This window comes from Bradyrhizobium sp. P2_E8, assembly GCF_056403875.1.
In genome coordinates, this window is sequence record NZ_JBFUES010001303.1 from 1 (window position 1) to 1,740 (window position 1,740).

Annotated in this window: 1 protein-coding gene; it reads left to right on the forward strand. The window is 66.3% G+C overall.

Features of this window, described 5'->3' with window-relative positions; genetic code table 11:
* The coding region (locus AC1D00_RS39830) for an HlyD family type I secretion periplasmic adaptor subunit (protein WP_477014468.1) at positions 1 to 1,253 on the forward strand (1,253 nt) is incomplete at its 5' end.
* Positions 1,254 to 1,740 lie beyond the last annotated feature (487 nt).

Here is a 1,740-nt window from a genome sequence, read left to right on the forward strand (position 1 = left end):
GGCTCGGGATCGTGCTGGTCCTGGCCGTCGGCCTCGGCGGCTGGGCGTCCACGGTGCAGATCTCGGGCGCGCTGATCGCGCCGGGCCAGATCGTGGTCGAATCCAACGTCAAGAAGGTGCAGCATCCGACCGGCGGCGTGGTCGGCGAGCTGCGCGCCCGCGACGGCGACGTGGTCAAGGCCGGCGACATCGTGGTGCGGCTCGACGACACCGTCACCAAGGCGAACCTCGCCATCGTCACCAAGAATCTCGACGCCGCGCTGGCGCGCGCGGCGCGGCTCCAGGCCGAGCAGCGCGGTGTCGACAGGATTGAATTCCCGCAATCATTGCTCGATCGCGGCAACGACCCCGACGTCAAGACGCTGCTCTCCGCCGAAACCAAGCTGTTCGACGTCCGCGTCAACGGCCGTGCCGGCCAGAAGGCGCAGCTTCGCGAGCGCATCCAGCAGCTCAACGAGGAGATCGAGGGTCTCTCGGCGCAGGAGCGGGCCAAGGACAAGGAAATCTCGCTGGTGCAGCAGGAACTCACCGGTGTCCGCGATCTCTATGAGAAGCACCTGGTGCAGATCTCGCGCCTGACCACGCTCGAGCGCGACAGTGCCCGCCTCAACGGCGAGCGCGCGCAGTACATCGCCTCGCGGGCGCAGGCCAAGGGCAAGATCACCGAGACCGAGCTCCAGATCATCCAGGTCGACAAGGACATGGTGAGCGAGGTCTCCAAGGATCTGCGCGAGACCAACGACAAGATCGGCGAGATGATCGAGCGCAAGGTCGCAGCCGAAGACCAGCTTCGCCGCGTCGATATCCGCGCGCCGCAGGATGGCATGGTGCTGCAATCGACCGTGCATACCGTCGGCGGCGTCGTCACCGCCGGCGACGCGCTGATGCTGATCGTGCCGCAGGCCGACGATCTCCAGGTCGAGGCCAAGGTCAATCCGGTCGATATCGACAAGCTCCAGATCGGCCAGAAGACGCTGCTGCGCCTGTCCGCCTTCAACCAGCGCACCACGCCCGAGCTCAACGGCGTCGTCAGCCGCGTCTCGCCCGACGTCACCACCGACCAGCGCACCGGCCAGAGCTACTACACCATCCGCGTCTCGCTGCCGGCGGAAGAGATCGCCCGCCTCGGCGACTCCAGGATCATCCCCGGCATGCCGGTCGAAGCCTTCGTCCAGACCGGCGACCGCACCATGCTGTCCTATTTGATGAAGCCGCTGCACGACCAGTTCATGCGGGCGTTCCGGGAGAAGTGACGCGCGACTAACCCTCCCCCAGAGGGCGGGGGGATCGCCGTTGCTCTGCGGCCCATCCTTCGAGACGCCCGCCTTTGGCGGTCCCTCAGGATGAGGACAGAGTGTGCGGCGGCAATTTCGACCGGCAAAGATGTCGCTTAGCCTCATCCTGAGAAGACCGCGCAGCGGTCGTCTCGAAGGACGAGGCGCGCGCTCAGGCCCCCGCCAAGGAGTCGTATGCGATTGCCCCGCCCTCCAGGGGAGCGTGGAAGAGCAGGGACGATAGGCGCGCCGCGCCGTGCTTCGCTGCGCTCGCAATGACGGCTTGGCTGCGTCTTGCTATAGTTCGACTCAAGCCCCACGAACCCGGCCTTCGAACAATGCAGACTCCGCCCTCCATCGCCACCGAATCCTTCTCCGACGCGTCCGCAGCCGTCGCCCGGCTCGAAGAGATCTACGAACGCAACACGAAGTTCCTGCGCGACCGGTTCGAGGCCTATGTCAACGG